The organism is Corallococcus sp. bb12-1 (genome assembly GCF_026626765.1).
GTDB lineage: Bacteria > Myxococcota > Myxococcia > Myxococcales > Myxococcaceae > Corallococcus > Corallococcus terminator.
On the sequence record NZ_JAPNJZ010000021.1, the window covers coordinates 228,614 to 245,283 of the forward strand.

A 16,670-nucleotide genomic window follows, 5' to 3' on the forward strand; every position below is an offset into this window, starting at 1 on the left:
GCGCGACGGTCTGTCGATGACATGAGAAGGTCGTCCCTGAGTGCGACCTATGAGCGATTTCGAGACGGCGTGGCATGTGGAACCGGCGGGCAAGGCGGGCGCGGACCGCGTGCTGGTCCTGACGCGAGGGGACGCGACGGTGCTCGTGGTGGCGGATGGGGCGGGGAACTCACGACGTGGCGCCGAGGCCGCGGAGGCCGTGCTGCGTGGCGTCCAGGACGCCGTGGACGCCGGGGCCGACATGGAACGCGAGGAGACCTGGCGCGATGTGCTGGTGCGGTGCGACGCGGAGCAGGTGGCCTCGGGACAGGGGGGTGAAACCACCGCCGTGGTCGCCTGTATCACCCGGCGGCGCGTGGTGGGGGCCAGCGTGGGGGACTCGGAGCTGTGGCTGTTCCAGGGAGGCGAATCGACCGCGCTGACGGAGCATCAACACCGCAAGCCCCTGCTCGGCAGCGGGCAGGCGCGGCCCGTCACCTTCGAGCTCGCGTGGCGAGGCGGTGTTCTCCTCGGAGCGTCAGACGGATTGTTCAAGTACGTCGACCTCCGTTGCATCCAGGAGCATGTGAGCCTCGCCGACGCAGGCGCCGCAGTGCTCGCGCTGGCCGCGCTGCCTCGACTTGCGAGTGGCGCGCTCCCGGATGACGTGGGGCTCGTCCTGTGCCGCCCGAGCGCTCCATGCCCCTGACTCCGTCCTGGCACTCCCGAGGGTGTTCGCCATGAGGGAGTAGCTCGTCACGCCGGAAGCCCGCCACTTCGGTCGTGAAGCGGCGCTGCTGGCCCAGCGCCATCAGGTGCACCAGCGCGCCCGCGCCCGTCACCCCGAGCGGTGGCGCCGCGCCAACCGCGATTGGACGCCCGCAGGCCCTGTGCGCCTGAACCCTTTCACGCGACAACGCGCGCTACGCCGACGCCGGCGTGCGCTGGCCCGAGGCGTCATCACGGCGCATCGGCTGGGCTTTTCCATACGTCAGCGACCGCCACACCCACTCCGCGGGGCCGAAGCGGAACCGCGACAGCCACAGGTGGCTCCACACCCCCTGGACGCAGAAGACGACCAGGCAGTACGCCACGCACGCGGCAGGGCCCAGCTTGGTGATGAAGCCCAGTCCGTACCCGTAGAAGAACAGCACGCTGATGATGGACTGTGACAGGTAGTTCGTCAGCGCCATGCGCCCCACCGGTGCGAGCAGGCCCAGCGCTCGCTGCCAGGTGGCTCGCTGGAAGAGCAGGGTGATGCCGGACACATAGACGGCCGCGAAGCCCAACTCGCCCAGGTTCCGCAGCGGCGCCACGGCGAAGGACACCCACGTCGGCAGCGTCTCCGGGGTGAAGACCTGCTTCAACATGAGCTGCTGCAGCACCAGACCGCTGCCACTGCCAATCACCCCGGCCACGAGCCCCCACCCGAGGAGCCGGCGAAACAGCCGCAGGTGCTGGGGCACGTCGTGGAAGATGCGGCGCTTGCCCGCCAGCAGGCCCAACAGGAACCGGCCAAACGTCGGGAGCGTGATGACCAGCAGCAGCGGCAGGTAGTCGCGAAAGAAGAAGGAACTGGCCGCTTTCGTCGCGTCCAGCCAACTCCCGTGGGTGAAGGCCGTCAGCGTTCGCGCCTTGATGGCCGCGGAGTTCTCGTTGGCCGCCTTGACGATGGCCGCGCCGGCCTCCGGCGTGTCCGCCAGCAACTGCGGGAGCTTGAGGATGACCACGCCGACGACGGACCACCCCAGGGCGAACAGCAGGGCGCTGATGAGCAGCGTCCGGTTCGAGCGCCCCCGGAACAGGAGCAGGCCGAATCCCAGCACCGCGTACGTGCTGAGGATGTCGCCGTACCAGATGAGGAACAGGTGGGCGAGCCCCATCACCAGCATCACCCCCAGCCGCCGGACATAGAGCGGCGTGATGGAGGCCCCTCGCGCCTCGGCGCGGCCCATCTGCACCGCGAAGCCGAGCCCGAAGAGGAACGAGAAGAGGGTGATGAACTTCCCGCCCACCAGCATCGAGAACGCCTGCCACGTGACGGTGTCGGCGAGCGACGCGCTGTTCATCGCCGTGAGGACCTGCTCTCGCGGCAGGAACACCCTGCCGCTGAACCACACCATCACATTGGAGATGAACACGCCGCACAGGGCGAAGCCGCGCAGCGTGTCGAGAAGCGCCAGCCGCTCGCTGGACTCCACGGGACGGGCCTCGGCGCTGGGGGGCGAGACCTCGGAAGGGGCTGGGGTCATGCTTGAAGAGATACACTGACGGAGACCCTGGCGCTTCATCGGACCTGGCTCCCCGTGAACAAAGGACGGGCTCCCTTTGTCCAGGGCGCGCTCAATGGCTTCGGCATCCTCGGCGGTGCTGGGCAAGTCCTTCACCGCCCTCCACCATGGTGACGGAGAGCAACACCCGGCCGGGGGCATGGGCCATGGCCCTTTCTACGTCAGGCCGAAGGGCGGCGGCTGCGCAAACCTGACACAGGGCTGTCGTCGTTCGGTGGGATGGTCGCGCCATCGAGCACCCAGGAGGTCGAACGTGAAGAGTCCCGTGGAAGTGGTGGAGGCGTACTTCGATGCGTGGGGCCTGAAGGACGAGTCGCTGTTGCGCAGCACGCTCGCACCCGACGTGAGCTTCGTGGGCGCGCTCGGCACGGCGGAGGGCGCTGAGGCCTGCGTGAAGGGGCTTCTCAACGGCATGTGGAAGGTGTCGCCTCAGGTGACGGTGCTGCACCGCTTCGTGGATGGGGACGAGGTGCTGACCTGGTTCGAAATCCATCCCTCCGAACGGGCGTCGGTGCCGGTGGCCAACTGGAGTCACGTCGAGAACGGCCGCATCACCCGCATTCGCGTCACCTTCGACCCGCGCCCGCTCCTGGAGAAGCGCTGACGGACCCCGGACGAGTTTCTCTGGTATTCTTGGAAAAGCGGGTGCGCTGTGCGCGCATTTCGTGTTGGCGCCAGCGACCACGAAGCCGAGGGGAATGCCGCGCGAGTTTGTCAGCAGGTTCCGCCTGGTGCCCCGCTTCGCTCTGTCGTTGGGGCCGGTTTTTCCTCCACCCAGTGCCCGCTGGCGCAGAGCCCGTTCGCCCCTCGCCTGATGGCCTCTCTGGCTGACCCTCCCGGACGGAGCCTGGCAGCAGCGGCGCTGCGGTGATTGAGGACGACTGGCACCGCGAACCGCACCTCGTTCCAGTTCTACTCGTGCAACGGCTCCTCGACGCAGATGTTCCGGCGGGAAGGGCTGGCCTTCGTCGGCAACGCGGGCAAGTGCCTGGACGTCCCCTATCCGTATGACGGCACGGAGACCTGGATTTTCGATTGCTGGGGTGGGCATCCACGTGTCACGGCGGCGCGAACCAGCAGTGGACGTTCAACCAGGGTGGGGAGATTCGCACCACCGCACTCCCTTCCGGCTCTGGGACTGCAATGGCTCCGCCGCGCAGAAGTTCCATCTGCGCGGCGAAACCCGGAGGACGGGCGGGCTGTGTCACGACCCGCTCTCGTGCGACGTGATGCGGCGCCATGTCGGGCTGCGTCACGCCATGGACGGGGTTGTCAGAACGGAAACATTCAGGCAATCCCAGACACGGGGACACTTGTCCCCAGCCAACAGAGGGGGAAGTGCCATGCGGTTGCGCCAAGGGCTGCTGAGCGGCCTGTTTCTCATTGCCTCCAGTTGTGGTCCAACTTCGCCGGAAGAACCGGCGCCTGACAAGGCTCCGGCGCAAGCCCGGGCCGAGCGGCTCGCGGTGGAGCGCGGCTTCGACCTGCGCGAGGTGTCTCTGGTACCGGAAGGAGAGGGGGCGCGGCACGCGCTCCTTTTCCGGGGCGTCCCCATCTGGGGGCTGGAGGCGAAGACGTCGCAGGGGCAGACCCTGCTCTCCAACGTCCGCTTCGAGGCCACGGGCGCGGTGGAGACGGAGGCCCGGCTCACCGAGGCCCAGGCCCGGGACGCGGCCCTCGCGGCCATGCGGGACGCCACCGCCAGCGTGGAGTCCTCGCGGCTCGTGCTCTTGCCCCGCGAAGAGCGCCGGCTGCGCAAGGACGCCGCCCCGAGCTTCACCGGCTCGCGCAACGCCGAGGACTTCGAGCGGGTGGTGACGGGGCTGCGGCTCGTCTACCGGGTGAAGCTCTCCACCGATGCAGAGGAAGGAGGCTTCCGGCGTCGCTGGATGGCGCAGGTGGATGCCCGCTCCGGCGAGGTGCTGCACCTGGCACCGCTCGAGCGCACCGCCGCGACCCAGACACGCCGGAAGGCCGTCGGCAACGGCTACTACGCGGGCAGGGTCACCCTCTCCGTGCTCTATGACTCCGTGGAAGAGGCCTCCTGGCTGACCGACACGTACAACAACGAGTACCTCGCCCTTATCCGGGTGCCGCCCCGGGGCTTTGGCTTCGAGCAGTACCTCAGCGCGGACTCGACCTTCGGCGACGGGCTGCGCTATGGCGGCGCTGGCTCCCTCAGCGCCAATGGGGAGACGGCGGCGGTGGATGCCTACCACGCCGTGGGACTGGCGTGGTCCGTCTACGAGACCTTCCTGGGGCGCAATGGCCCGGCTGGGAAAGCGGGCTTCGAAATCCGGCTGCACCTGCAAGCGGAGAACGCCTTCTACTACCCGGATGGACGTTCGCCCGCCGTGGGGTTCGGCTATCGCAGCCTCACGGCCAATCCCAAGAGCCCGATGACGACCACGGACATCGTGGCCCACGAGCTGGCCCATGACTTCTTCGCCCGGGAGCTGGCGGGGGACCCCTCGGACATTCCGTCCGATCAATCCGAGCAGAGCGGGTTGAACGAGGGCACGGGGGACATCTTCGGCTTCGTCACCGAGCTGCTGCGGGACGCCAGGCGCATCTCGCCGTCGTCGACCAACATCGACACGGTGGTGGTGAAGGCGTCGAACCTCACCGTGGGCGAGGAGACGGGCAGCGCGTCCCGCGACCTCCTGTCGCCCGTGTTCAGGGAGTGGTTCGACGGCATCGGCTTCGAGGACGAGCACTACTCCTCGGGCCCGCTGAGTCGGATGTTCCTGTTGCTCTCATATGGCTGTAGCCCCCTGTCCACGAGCGCCTGGTACTGCCCCCGGGTTCCCGAGGGGTTCAACGGCGTGGGCCCCACGGAGGCGCTGCGCATCTGGGCGCTCGCGGTGCAGCTGATGCCCGTGGGCACGGACTATGCGCAGGCCCGCCAGGCGGCGCTCGCGGCGGCGACCTCGCGCGACGCCGTCCAGGGAGGGCCCCGGATGCTGGCCGTGGCCCGGGCGTTCGCGGCCATCAACGTCGGCTACAAGCCGGACTCCGTGCCGCCGCAGACCACGCTGAGCTGCCGGCAGGTGCTCCAGGACATCGAATGCACGGGGACCATCACCGACGCGGAAGTCCCAGGGCAGTACACCACCGCGCCGCGCCTGGTGCTGGACGGCGGCACGCAAATCAAGACGCTGTCCGGCTGGCAGTTCACCCAGACTCTGCCGGGCGCCGCGCTGGCGAGTGGCAACCACACCGTCCAACTGCAGGCGTGGGACTACTGGCAGAACCTGGCCACCCAGACGGTGACGGTCTCCCTGGACAAGACTCCACCCGTCGCCTCCTTCACCGTCTCCGGTACGCCGAAGCAGCCCCGCGTCTCCGCCATCGCGACGGACCCCGCCGGAATCCGCATCGTGGATTTCACCGACGGCAGCCAGTACCTGGTCGGGCTGTTCGTCCCGCCCTACGAGGCCACGCTGGACACCTCCACCTGGACCGATGGCACCCACGACCTGGTCATCCGCGCCTACGACGAGTTCATGAACGCCACGGTCCTCCATCACGCGTTGAAGGTGGACAACACGCCGCCCACCGTGGCGATGACGGTGGGCTCCGGCGACGAAGCCCCCTTCCCGGTGAACGTCACCGTGACGGATGCCTCGGCGGTGGCGCGGGTGGACTTCAAGGTGGACGGCGTGGTCTTCGCCACGCGGACGAACGCGGCGACGACGTACCAGGCCAGCTACACGCCCACCGACCCGCTGGCCCACAACCTCATCGTGGAGGTGACGGACACCTTCGGCAACAAGGGGACGACGTCCCGCGCGGCGCCGCTCGACCGCCGTCCTCCCCAGGTGACCTTCACGAAGACGCAGGTGGGCTCGTTGGTGCGGCTGACCGTGGGGGTCTCGGACGGCTGCGGCCTGACGTACCCGTATGCGCTGTACGTGGATGGGAACCGGGTGGCGGAGCCCACGACACCGAGCTTCGTCCTGGAGTTCGGCGATGCCATGGCCGCGGGCGCGCATACCTTCCAGGCCCTCGTGAGTGACGCGTGCGGCAACCCGGCGAACTTCCAGACGGCGTTCGTCAAGGACCTCACCCCGCCGGTCATCACGGGCATCACCCGGGACGACAGCCAGCCGAAGAAGCCGAAGTTCACCGTGCAGTGCACCGACACGGAGGGCGTGCACCACGTGGAGTTGCGTGAGAATGGCCTCGTCACCCAGTTGGACACCACCGCGCCCTACGAGTTCGTGGTCGACACCACGGCTCGGGTGGACGGCGATTCCACGGTGCTGTTCCAGTGCACCGACGTCAATGGCGTCTCCAGTGCGCCGGAGACGCGCACGGTGACGGCGGACAACACGCCGCCCTCGTACAACCTCACGGTGTACGGCGCGGGCCGCTCGTACCTCGTTTCGGCGGGGACGGTGGCGGACCCTCGCGGCGTCCAGTCCGTCATGCTCTCAGGAGGGGTGATTCCCGGCTTCAACGTCACGTTGACCCAGGCGCCCTATTCCTATCAGTGGAGCATCTCGGGCACCGGGGCCATCCAGACGGACCTGCCGTTCTCGGTCACCGTCAAGGACTCCTGGGGGAACAGCGCCAGCAAGGTGTTGTACTGCTCCGTGAACACAGCTTCGACCACATCGCAGTATCTGGGGTGTCACCTGTAGCGCCCGACTCGGGCGTCCGCCTCGGCCGGCAACGCGTGGCTGCCGGCCGAGGGGCCTTGGGGGGCGCGCGGCCCTCGAAGCCTTCACCGCGCTCGGGCCCATCATCCGCTTCACCAGCTCGTCGCGGAGTGAATCAGCACGAGGTGACCGCGAGGCATCGGTCCCCACGTGGACGAGCAAGCCAGTCGTCTCGGACACCGATGTCGAGACGCGGGCGAAGGTGCTCCGGCGTCCCCCTTCCTTGAAGCGCCGAGGCCCGCGAGGTAGAGAACGACGCCTCATCTCCGCAGGGGGCGGGGATTCAGGGCAGGGACGCCTTCATGAACCCACGTGGCGCCGAGAAGGAATACCTCCAAGAGGGCCTGCGCAGCGGCCTCAAGCTCGACGCGCGCTTCGACGCCCTGACGCCCCACCTCCACGTGGCGTGGATCTCCTGGGACAGCGGCTTCCGCGGTTCGGGACTGCGCGTGGGCGACCGGGTCATCGCCATCGACGGTCAGCCCGTCGTCAAGCCACCCGACCTGGCCACCACGCAGCGCACCGTGCCCTTCATGCTCGGCCAGTACGCCGAGAACCAGACCTGGGACAAACAGGGGCGAAAGGAGGGTGACAAGGTCCAGGTGCGAATCGTTCGCCGGCGCGAGCCCGGCGAGGGCTGGGAGGAGCACGAGTTCAGCGGCGCCCTGCTCCATGAACGCACCTGGAGCATCGCCGATACGACGCGGCAGCTCATCGGACCGGGAGGACCCGAGCGCATGGGTCGCGACGGCTTCGACGAGGCCTGGATGTCATGGCTCGAGAAGCGCGTCTTCGACTGGGAGCGCCTGCTCGACAGCACCTTCGGCGCCTGGCGCACCTCGCGAGGGACGCGCGCGGAGCTCGCGAATCACCTCGGACACAAGGCCCGCGTCGACTCCCTCGTCGAGCATCATCCCGGCCCCTTCGCGACGGCGATGCGCGAGGACTGGGAGACGGTGCGTGCCTGTCTCGAAGGAGACCTCGTCACGCTCCCGGCGGATGCCCTCGAGTTCCGCACCCGGGGCGAGGAGCAGGTGAAGGCCATCGGCCTCCAGGCCGCGGCGGCGTGGAAGGTCCTGCTGGAGGCGCGTGCAGGGGAGACGCTCGGCGCCTTCCCCGTCGTCGACCCCTTCCGGGGTGACCGCTCGGCGGTGACCGGCAAGCTGGTCTCACTGCCGACGCTGACGCAACGGGAGTGGCTGGTCGACATGGGCAAGGGCTACCTGGCCTGGAACCAGTCCGGCGCCTGGGTCTTCTGCCCCGCCAACACCCCGGCCATGAACAAGGTCTTCTCCGCCATGCAGCGCTACCAGAAGCGCGTTGCCCCGTCGGTGAGGCTCGACATCGCCGTGCTCGGCCGCATCCTTCCGGATCCCCGCCTGCTCGCGGGCTCGGGCCGCACCGCCGCCGGCCTGGAGGTGGAGCCCGTCGCCGCTCTGGTCGGCGGCGTGGTCTGCGTTGATGTCAGCGACCCGAGCGAGGGCGGACCGCGCTTCGCCGGAGAGGAGACGCTCAGCCAGGAGAGCTTCGGCGCTCCGGCCGACGACGCGAGCCCGCGCGAGGTCCTCACCGCGATGATTTCGGCCGTGAAGCGCGGTGACCAGGAGACCTGGAACGGCCTCTTCGCGGACTGGCGCGCCGTGCCTGACGCCGACCGGCCCATCTACTACCCGGTCTGGACCTGGAGCGGCCGCGACAGCGAGTGGGTGCGCTCGCGGCAACTCCTGCTCAACAAGGTGCTCGACGCGCGGGTGCGCTGGATGGGCGATGTACGGGTCGTCATCCGGGGCGACGAGGCCCCGGGCCTGCAGCGCATCGAGGAGGTCGAGTTGGAGCTGGACCACGTCGGCCTCTTCGAGGGCCAGACCCGCACCTTCAACTCCGTCGACGTGCGTCGGCGCTGGACGGTCCAACGCCGCAACGGTGGCCCCTGGCGCATCACCAGCGAGCAGAGCCTGTAAGGAGCACTCCATGGGCTGGTACTCAAGCCGCGTCTCTGAACTCAACGAACGGTTGAACCGCGCCTCGGAGGGCGCCCCCGACACGGTGAAGCGCGCTTTGAGCGACGCCATCGTGAAGGTTGGAAACGCGGCCGATCAAGCCCTCTCGGCCATGCTCGACGCCAGCGAGCGCACCAGCGCCGGCAATCTGGGGACGCAGCGCAAGTGGCAGGAGCGCTGCGCCACGGCCACGGCCGACATCAGCCGCGCCTTTGGTGATGCCGCCAAGGACAACATGCTCTCGCCCGCCCTCCAGCTCTTCTGGTACCAGGCGCTGGAGCACGAGATGGCCTTCTTCGACTCCCTGGCCAAGGTGCAGACGCCCCAGCTCCACGACGACCTGCTTGTCCACCAGGACCTGCTCAACAAGATGCTGGGCGAGCTGTGGGACAAGTGGACCTTCCTGCTGTCCAAGGACGTCATCTTCGAGAACGACCAGCGTCAGGTGGTGCAGCAAGTCTCACGGATGGCGCAGTCCATCGTCGACGAGCTCGCCCCGGGCGTGCTCAAGCGCACCAGCGAGGGCGTCTCGCGCGCCACCGCGAAGTCGCTCGACGTGGCCCTCAAGCTCGATGACAAGCTCCTGGGCGGCATTGGCGTGGACCTGGCCAAGCAGCTCGTCTCCACGCTGTTCGATGTCGACATCCCCGACGAAATCGACCGCAACCTGCTGGACGCCGTGCAGGGTGGCGCCGAAGTCTACCAGGTGCAGAAGGGCCACTACCGCAACCTGGTGTCGGCCTACCAAAGCCTGGTGCAGGCGGAGAAGGGCAGCGTCCTGCTGCTCTTCAACGCGACGCGGGCGGAGGTCGACACGTACCGTGACAAGAACGACCTGGGGAAGGCCAAGGTCATGCTCGACCAGGCCAAGGGCTACCTCTCCGACTGGGCCTCACGCGTGCCCAGCTCGGCCCAGCGAAGCGAGGCCTCCAGCTTCAAGGACAAGGTGTGCTCGGCCATCGACACCGACTGGAGGCTCACCGAGGAGCTCGACAACAAGTTCCGCGACAAGTTCAAGGGCATCTTCATCCAGTCCCTGGGCAGCGAGACCCTTGAGCAGCTCGCGGAGTCCTACCTCTTCCGTCAGCACCTCGAGGAAATCACTCGCAAGGACGCCGCGGGCAAGCTCAAGGCCCTGCCGGGCAACCTCCAGAGCGAGGTCGACAGCGCGCTCGAGCGGGGCCTGCGCCCCATCGACGACCTGGTCAACCGCGTCCCGGAAGAGGTGCGCGAGCTGGCCCGCATGAAGAACCAGCGGTTCAAGGAGCACGTGCGCGCCAGGCTCAAGGACCGCATCCAGGCCCTGCTGCCGGCCATCATCGAGCTGGCCGCCCTCTGGGACCCGAACAACCTCTCGAGGGACTTCAGCCGCGAGGAGCTGGAGAAGGCCCTCCGCTGAGATTGGACGGCGCGACCCGGGGATGGGGCATTGCGTCGATGACTCGGGCTGCTGCGCGCTGGGCGCGCTTTTCGTAGAATCCCACGCCATGGGCCTCCTCACCTTCGGTCTCAACGTGACTTTGGACGGGTGCATCGATCACACCCAGGGCATCGCGGACGACGAGCTGCACGACTATTGGACGCAGCTCATGGACCAGAGCGGGGCGATGCTCTTCGGGCGCAACACCTACGAGCTGATGGAGGGAGCCTGGCCCGCGGTGGCACGCGACGAAAAGGCGCCGCGCGCGATGCGCGAGTGGGCACAGAAGCTCGAGGAGAAGGCGAAGTACGTCGTGTCGGGCTCGCGGAGCGACTTTCCGTGGCAGAACACAATCAAGGTGGAGGGTGACCTTCGCGAGGCGATCTCGGCGCTGAAAGCGAAGACCGAGCGGGGTGTCCTCGTCGGAGCGCCCAAGCTCGCGACTGCGCTCGAGGAGTTGGGGCTCATCGACGAGTACCGCATCGTCGTTCATCCCATCATCAGTGGCCGCGGGCCGACGTTGTTTCATGGCCTGTCGAGTGCGCGGCAGCTCGAGCTCCTCTCGACGCAGCGGTTCAAGTCCGGCGTGCAGGCGCTCCACTTCCGTCGCAAAGCGGGATGAGCGTGGAAGGACCCGAGCGCTTCACCGGCGGCTGCCTGTGAGGCAGCGTCCGCATCGTCGCGCGCCTGCCTCACCAGGTTTCCAATGCACTGCGCGTCAGGTCCAGGTCCTTGGCCACCTGCGCCCGGGACTTGCTTTCCTCCTGCACCTGCTTCACCACCCGGGCTTTGAACTCCGGCGTGTACTTCCTGCGCTCTCGTCTCGGCATCGTCGTGGACATCCTTCGGTCACCTCATCCCGGGTGTCCACAAGACCCGGGAAGGCTCAGAGGGCCCCTGAAGACGTCGGCGCTCTACGTGCGCCTGATGCTCTCGACGTCACTGTCTTCCGGTAAGGGCGACGGCCAGCATCAACGCGAGGATGAGCGCCGCGTTCGCCTTGGGTTGCCAGTACTCGATGAAGAGCATCGCGATGACCAGCCACGCGATGCCCGCCGCGAGGAAGATGACGGTTGCCGGAGCCTCGCGCAGGAGCTCCGGCGCACGCCGCGCCAGGAAGAGGCCCAGTGCGCCCAGCACCACCTGGCCCAGCGCGAAGCTCGAGTGCAGCCCGTAATACAGCGTCGTCTCCGCGCTCGGCGTGCGTACTCCGCGCAGATGTTGGGACACGACGTCGACGAAGAAGTGCATCGTGCCGGCGAAGGTCAGCCAACCGAATGCGGCGTAGATGAGGTGCCTGTGCATGGGTGTTACCCGAAAGAGATGCGCGTGAGCTGTTCCGACTCACGCCACAAGCGGTGGGCGGTTGCCTCCTCTTGGGCGCGCGGAGGCACCTTCGCGGGCGCCGGGAAGCCACGTGTCTCACCCAGCGAGGCCGGCCCGTAGTAGCCCCCGCCCTTCGCGTCGGGAGAAGTCGCCGCGTAGAGCGTCGGCAGTGCGCCCTGCGACGCGGGTTGGAACAGAAACCACAAGAGCGAGCGGAGAATGCCAGCGGCACTCCAGCGGCCAGGGGCGTTGTGCAGGAGGTCGGTGCGCGAGATGCCCGGGTGTGCGGCGACGCTGGTGATTCCCCACTGATTCGCTTCGGCGCGCCGCTGCAACTCGAAGGCGAACAGCAGGCACGCGAGCTTCGACTGGCCATAGGCCTTCATCGGTCCGTAGCCGCGCTGCGACTGCAGGTCGTCGAAGTCCATTGTTCCATCTCGCGCGGCGACGCTCGACACGGTGACGACGCGCGCTTGGGCGCCCTTGCGCAGCAGCGGCAGCAGGCTCGCTGTCAGCGCGAAGTGGCCGAGGTAGTTTGTTCCGAACTGCAACTCGAAGCCATCGGAAGTCTGTTCACGCTTCGGCGGCGTCATCACCGCGGCGTTATTGATGAGGAGGTCGAGCTTGTCCGTCTGGCTCCGCAGCCGCGCGGCGAAGTCCGCCACCGAGGCGAGGCTCGCGAGATCGACCTGCTCGAACCGAACGCTCGCGGTCGGCACCTCGGCGAGCACCTGGGCGACGGCGTCGGCACCTTTCTGCGAGTTCCGTCCGGCGACGATGACCTCACCGCCCGCTCGCGCCAGGGCGAACGCGTCTTCGAGCCCGAGTCCTCCGGTGCCGGTGATGACAGCGGTACGGCCGTGCTGCGAGGGGATGTTGGAGGTCTTCCAGTTCATGTCTGGTATGTAGCGCCCGGGCCGAGGGCGAAAAAGGGCGTGCATCCAGACACACTGTCTGGAAGATTGAGACAATGAGCATCGACCTCGACTCGCTGAAGGTCTTCGCCCGCGTTGCCGAACTGCGGAGCTTCACCGAGGCGGCACGTCAGCTGGGCATGCCCAAAGCGCGTGCGTCGGCGAGAGTCCGGAGTCTGGAGTCCGAACTGGGAACGCAGCTCCTCCTGCGCTCGACCCGCGTCGTACGGCTCACGCCCGAGGGGGAGCTGCTTCTCAAGCGCACCCCCGGGTTTCTCGCGGAGGCAGACGAAATCGGGGCGCTCTTTCAGGCCGGCCGCGTGCTGCGCGGGCGGGTGCGCCTGGCGCTGCCGGTCGTCGTCGCGGTCAAGTTCGTCATCCCCCGGCTGCCTGAACTGCTGGCCCGGCACCCGCAACTCCAGGTGGAGATCTGCGCGAGCGACCGAATCGCCGCGGCGCTGCGTGAAGGCTTCGACCTCGTGTTGCGCATCGGCGCTGTCGCCGAAGCGGGCCTCGTCGGCCGGCGCATTGGCGAATCAAGGATGATGAACTGCGCGAGCCCTTCGTACCTGCGCCAGTACGGAACGCCGCGAACGCTGGACGCGCTGCGCTCGCATCTGGTCGTCCATTACGCGGCGGATTCCGTCCCCAACTTCGAGTACCTCGATGGAGAGACCTATCGGGAGCTGCCGATGCGGAGCATGGTGACGGTCGACAACTTCGAGGCGTATGAAGCGGCCGGCATCGCGGGCCTGGGCATCGTGCAGGTCCCACGTCATGGCGTCGAGCGACATGACAACACGCTCGTCGAGATTCTCCCAGAGTTCGTCGCGCGGCCCGTGCCCATCGCGCTCCTGCATACGCACGGGCGCTCGGTGCCGCGCCGCGTGCGGGTGGTGATGAGCTGGTTGATGGGAGTGCTCGCACCCATCGTGAGTGAGCTCGTGCCGCGCTGAACGGGGCTGGGGGCTTGTTCACGCGCTGTCCTCGCGAGAGGCTGAGCAACCCCGCCGCAGCAGAGCAGCGGAGCCGTTGTGGGCTGGACACGGCGGACTGTTGCGCGGGCCGTTGGAAGACTCAGCGCAGGATTGGGCGAACGCGGTGCATCCCGCGTGGAGAAGAGCAGAGATGCGGGGACGGAACCGTGGCGGTCGAGATGCGTGGCCGAGACAGTCTGAGAGCCGTCTCGGAGAGTCTGCGCCGCGCGACGAAATTCAGCACCGCGATGTTCATCGCGAGGCCCGTGGAAAACAAAAAGGCCCTGCCAGCTACTGGCAGGGCCTTCTTTTTTGCTCCCCGAACGAAGCCCTGCGCGAACTCGTTCTCGGCTTTTCTCTGAGAGGGCTCAAACTCTCTGAGGGTTGAAAGCCGAGTCGTATTCAGGGTTTCAAGGAAGGGACTGCTGGCGCCCTTCAATTGGGGGCCGATTGAGTCGCCGCGAACTTTACTTCCCGTGCGTCCGATTTCATGGTGAAGGGCCGCTGTCAGCTTTCCACCCGTCTTCATCGAGGTGGATGGAAGTCGCACAGCTTCGCGGTTCGCGTGGGTTCGGGGCGAGGAATTGGCCGTGAGTGCCGCGGCGCTGGTTGCCGTAGAGGCCGCGACCGGATTTTGGGTAGGCACAGGGCACCTGCGCGCCCCCACCGGCGGCACCACCGGGGGCCCAGGCAGATCTGGGCCCATTTGGAAGGACCTGCTTGCCATCCCCCCCACCGTCAATGCCAATCTGGCCGGATGAACCGCGTCCTCCTGCTGGCCGGACTGTTGAGCCTCATTGCGTGCAAGGGCATCATCGAGCCAAGCACCAACAACGGAGGCCCCAACAACCCCGGTGACCCCGGTGACCCCGGTGACCCCGGTGGGAACCTGGGCGCCGCGTGCGTGGTGCAGTCGGTGCTCGTCAACCGCTGCGCCAGCTGTCACGGCGCGCTGCCGACCCAGGGGGCGACGATGCCGCTGCGCACCCTGCACGACATGCGGGTGAGCTCGGCGATGGATGGGAGGCTCAGCAACGCCCAGCGCGCGCTCATCCGCATGCGCGACGACGCGTCTCCGATGCCGCCGGTCCCGCATGAGCGCGCGAGCGCAGCCGAGCTCACCGCGCTCGAGACCTGGATGGGGCAGGGGATGCCCCTCTGCAATGGCACGGACGGCCCGCCCGTGACCGTAGTGTCCGAGCCCAACCTGCTCGATCAATCCGCGCTCTTCACCTGTACCGGCGGCGTGCGCTCGGATGCGCCGACGCGCATCCGCCGCATGAACCGGCGCGAGTTCACCCGCAACGTCGGTGGCTCGGTCGAGCGCAGCTGGACCGGGTTCAGCTTCTACGACAACCCGCTCGATCCCAGCGCCATCGAGCAGTACAGCTCCTGGGCCACGGACGAGACGCTGGACGAGGCCACGGTGGAGCTCTTCCTGCCGGTGGTCGGCGCGGCCGCCGCGCCGTGGACGATGAACTACCCGGACGGCAACCGGATGGAGCGTGTCTACACCAACAACCGCTTCAGCTGCATGTTCAACGACGCGAACCCGAGCGACACCTGCAAGCGCTTCCACCTCGGACAGATGCTCGAGTTCGGCGTCTTCTTCCGCCCGCCCACCGAGGATGAGCTCACCCGCCTCACCGCCTTCGCGACCGCGGTCATCGCGCAGGAGCCGAGCTACTCCCCGCAGAGCCGCGCGGACTCCATCACGCGGATCTCCAACGCCGCGTGGATGATGACCGGCGCCATGTTCCGCCGCGAGATGGGCGGCGAGCCAGCCGACGGTCGCGTTGAACTGACCAGCCTCGAGCTGGGCTCGCAGCTGGCCTACGCGCTCGCGGGGCGCGCGCCCTCGGCCACGCCGAGCTTCGTGTGGCCGTACTACTCCGCGCCCCTCGAGGGGCATCTGGCGGACGTGGCCACTGCCGCGAAGGATGGCTCGCTCACGCAGGATGCGACGACCAACGCCCTTATCAAGAAGTACCTGGGCGGCGTCGACGCCAACCAGAACGGGACACCGCGCTTCGATCTGGTGCAGGACTACAACGAGGAGCAGCGCTCCAAGCGCGGGCAGTACTGGCTGGGTGACGGCGTCGCGGGCTTCTTCCGCGAGTGGCTCGGCTACGAGCACGTGTCCGCGGTGTTCAAGGAGTCCCCGGCGGCGACCTCGCGCTTTGAAATCGAGGGGCTCGGCTACATCAGCTCGGTCTCGTACGACAACCTGCTCACCAACTTCCATCCGCTGGAGCCGACCTTCATCCAGCAGTTCGACGATCTGATCGCGAGGGTGGTCGTCGAGGATCGGGACGTGCTGGCGAACCTGCTCACCACGCGCACCTTCTACGTGCCCTCCATGCAGAACGCGGCGTACGACTCGCATAAGGGCCTCTCGCACCCCTACAACGTCAGCGAGATCCTCCCGGCGACCGTCGCGGGCCGCTGGACGAAGCTGCCTGACGCCGAGCGCGCGGGCGTGCTGACCCACCCGGTGTGGCTGGCCGCGCACGGCGGCAACTTCGAGGACGATCCGTCCATCGTCCACCGCGGCAAGTGGGTGCGCGAGAACCTCCTGTGCGGCTTCGTCCCGCCGCTCAGCAGCGTGCAGGTGGCAGCCCAGGTCGGCGCTCACGCTGCCGACAAGAACGCGCGCCGCCGCCTGCAGGAGGCGACCGCCGGAGCGCAGTGTCAGGGCTGTCACCGCCTGATGGATCCGCTCGGCCTGCCCTTCGAGATCTACAACCACGCGGGCTTCCTGCGCGCGCGGGATCACTCGACCAGCGGAGGCTGGACCACGCCGGACGGAAGCTCGACGCTCACGTCGATGCCGGACACCTCGCTGGACGGCGCGGTGCGCGACGCGGTGGAACTGAGCGAGCGCCTGGCGACGTCGCGGCACGTGAAACGCTGCTTCGTGCGACAGGCCTTCCGCTACTTCATGGGCCGCCCGGAGAACCCGAGCGACGCCTGCACGCTGACGCAGATGGAGCAGGCCTATGACCAGAACAACGGCTCGTTCTCCAAGATGCTGACCACGCTGATGACAAGCGACACCTGGAAGACGCGGCGTTCGCCGCAGGCTGGAGAGTGACTGCC

The 16,670-nt window shown here is 67.8% G+C and carries 11 protein-coding genes and 1 pseudogene; 8 read left to right on the top strand and 4 right to left on the bottom strand.

The annotated features are described in order from the left end of the window. Positions 1-49 precede the first annotated feature (49 nt). Positions 50-688, top strand: a complete 639-nt coding sequence (locus tag OV208_RS26950) for a protein phosphatase 2C domain-containing protein (RefSeq protein WP_267576773.1) — start codon at positions 50-52, stop codon at positions 686-688. 214 nt (positions 689-902) lie between these two features. Here OV208_RS26950 and OV208_RS26955 read toward each other — a convergent pair whose 3' ends face one another. Further along, positions 903-2,231, bottom strand: a complete 1,329-nt coding sequence (locus OV208_RS26955) for a DUF418 domain-containing protein (protein ID WP_267576774.1) — start codon at positions 2,229-2,231, stop codon at positions 903-905. A 292-nt stretch (positions 2,232-2,523) separates the two neighbouring features. Here OV208_RS26955 and OV208_RS26960 point away from each other — a divergent pair, with 292 nt between their 5' ends. From OV208_RS26960 to OV208_RS26985, 5 genes are all read left to right on the top strand, one after another. Further along, positions 2,524-2,874, top strand: coding sequence for a nuclear transport factor 2 family protein (locus OV208_RS26960; RefSeq protein ID WP_267576775.1), 351 nt, complete (start codon positions 2,524-2,526; stop codon positions 2,872-2,874). A gap of 739 nt (positions 2,875-3,613) precedes the next feature. Further along, on the top strand, positions 3,614-6,916 hold the full coding sequence (locus tag OV208_RS26970; RefSeq protein ID WP_267576776.1) for an Ig-like domain-containing protein: 3,303 nt from the start codon (positions 3,614-3,616) through the stop codon (positions 6,914-6,916). A 320-nt stretch (positions 6,917-7,236) separates the two neighbouring features. Further along, on the top strand, positions 7,237-8,895 hold the full coding sequence (locus OV208_RS26975) for a hypothetical protein (protein ID WP_267576777.1): 1,659 nt from the start codon (positions 7,237-7,239) through the stop codon (positions 8,893-8,895). Positions 8,896-8,905: 10 nt separating this feature from the next. Further along, positions 8,906-10,333, top strand: coding sequence for a hypothetical protein (locus tag OV208_RS26980; RefSeq protein WP_267576778.1), 1,428 nt, complete (start codon positions 8,906-8,908; stop codon positions 10,331-10,333). Between the two features lie 88 nt (positions 10,334-10,421). Further along, positions 10,422-10,976 carry a dihydrofolate reductase family protein gene (locus OV208_RS26985; protein WP_267576779.1) on the top strand — a complete coding sequence of 185 codons (555 nt, stop codon included), beginning with the start codon at positions 10,422-10,424 and terminating at the stop codon, positions 10,974-10,976. Positions 10,977-11,049: 73 nt separating this feature from the next. Here the strand turns inward: OV208_RS26985 and OV208_RS26990 are convergent. The 3 genes and pseudogenes from OV208_RS26990 to OV208_RS27000 form a co-directional block, all read right to left on the bottom strand. After that, positions 11,050-11,184: pseudogene (locus OV208_RS26990) on the bottom strand (transposase); the annotation flags it as partial. 109 nt (positions 11,185-11,293) lie between these two features. Further along, entirely contained in the window at positions 11,294-11,659 is a 366-nt protein-coding gene (locus tag OV208_RS26995) for a hypothetical protein (protein WP_267576780.1), read from the bottom strand. 5 nt (positions 11,660-11,664) lie between these two features. Continuing rightward, positions 11,665-12,576, bottom strand: coding sequence for an SDR family oxidoreductase (locus OV208_RS27000; protein ID WP_267576781.1), 912 nt, complete (start codon positions 12,574-12,576; stop codon positions 11,665-11,667). A 74-nt stretch (positions 12,577-12,650) separates the two neighbouring features. Between OV208_RS27000 and OV208_RS27005 the strand changes: the two genes are divergently transcribed. Both OV208_RS27005 and OV208_RS27010 read left to right on the top strand, forming a co-directional pair. Next, the gene (locus OV208_RS27005; RefSeq protein WP_267576782.1) at positions 12,651-13,550 is read left to right on the top strand and encodes a LysR family transcriptional regulator; all 900 of its coding nucleotides are present in this window, start codon (positions 12,651-12,653) and stop codon (positions 13,548-13,550) included. A gap of 778 nt (positions 13,551-14,328) precedes the next feature. Beyond that, positions 14,329-16,665, top strand: coding sequence for a DUF1588 domain-containing protein (locus OV208_RS27010; protein WP_267576783.1), 2,337 nt, complete (start codon positions 14,329-14,331; stop codon positions 16,663-16,665). Positions 16,666-16,670: the final 5 nt, after the last annotated feature.

Coding starts and splice junctions, on each gene's coding strand:
- OV208_RS26950 (WP_267576773.1), top strand. CDS start 50: ATGAGCGATTTCGAGACGGCGTGGCATGTGGAACCGGCGGGCAAGGCG.
- OV208_RS27010 (WP_267576783.1), top strand. CDS start 14,329: ATGAACCGCGTCCTCCTGCTGGCCGGACTGTTGAGCCTCATTGCGTGC.
- OV208_RS26975 (WP_267576777.1), top strand. CDS start 7,237: ATGAACCCACGTGGCGCCGAGAAGGAATACCTCCAAGAGGGCCTGCGC.
- OV208_RS26970 (WP_267576776.1), top strand. CDS start 3,614: ATGCGGTTGCGCCAAGGGCTGCTGAGCGGCCTGTTTCTCATTGCCTCC.
- OV208_RS26985 (WP_267576779.1), top strand. CDS start 10,422: ATGGGCCTCCTCACCTTCGGTCTCAACGTGACTTTGGACGGGTGCATC.
- OV208_RS26980 (WP_267576778.1), top strand. CDS start 8,906: ATGGGCTGGTACTCAAGCCGCGTCTCTGAACTCAACGAACGGTTGAAC.
- OV208_RS27000 (WP_267576781.1), bottom strand. CDS start 12,576: ATGAACTGGAAGACCTCCAACATCCCCTCGCAGCACGGCCGTACCGCT.
- OV208_RS26955 (WP_267576774.1), bottom strand. CDS start 2,231: ATGACCCCAGCCCCTTCCGAGGTCTCGCCCCCCAGCGCCGAGGCCCGT.
- OV208_RS27005 (WP_267576782.1), top strand. CDS start 12,651: ATGAGCATCGACCTCGACTCGCTGAAGGTCTTCGCCCGCGTTGCCGAA.
- OV208_RS26995 (WP_267576780.1), bottom strand. CDS start 11,659: ATGCACAGGCACCTCATCTACGCCGCATTCGGTTGGCTGACCTTCGCC.